The organism is Gordonia sp. 852002-50395_SCH5434458 (assembly GCF_001665905.1).
Lineage (GTDB): Bacteria > Actinomycetota > Actinomycetes > Mycobacteriales > Mycobacteriaceae > Gordonia > Gordonia jacobaea.
On sequence record NZ_LZTC01000060.1, the window covers coordinates 1 to 615 of the forward strand.

1 protein-coding gene is annotated in these 615 nt (G+C 63.1%); it reads right to left on the reverse strand.

All coding sequences use genetic code 11. The features are described 5' to 3' along the window. Positions 1-615, reverse strand: a 615-nt coding sequence (locus A5785_RS14265; RefSeq protein ID WP_156528055.1) for an IS256 family transposase, incomplete at both ends; no start/stop codon positions are given.

The window sequence follows — 615 nt, forward strand, 5'->3', positions numbered from 1 at the left end:
CCCAACTCCGAGTCGCGGAAGGCCTCCCACTCGAGGCGGGCGACCTCGACATCCGGGGCTGTGTAGATCGGTTTGATCGCCCGGGCCACCTCCTTGCGGTCTTTGTAGTTGACGAACCGCATCGCGTTGCGGATCAGATGCACCACACACGTCTGCACGGTGGCCAGCGGCCAGGTCGCCTCGATCGCCTCGGGGAATCCGGTGAGCCCGTCACAGCACACGACTAGCACGTCTTTGACGCCGCGGTTGGCCAGATTCGCGCACACCCCGGCCCAGAACCTCGCGCCCTCTTCGGCCTGTATCCAGATCCCCAACACATGCTTGATACCGGCCATGTCGACGCCAATCGCTATGTGGGCGTGTTTGTTTCGGACGTGGGCGCCGTCTTTGACCTTCACCACCAACGCGTCGAGATAGATGACGGGGTACAGCGCCTCCAGCGGCCGGTTCTGCCATTCGTCGACCGCGTCGAGGACCTCGTCGCAGATCTTGGAGATCGTCTCGTGGGACAGATCGGTGCCGATTGTGGATGCGAGGTGGTGTTGGATATCGCGCAACGTCATGCCGCCGGCATAGAGCGAGATGATGATGTCATCGAGGCCACCGAGCCGGCGC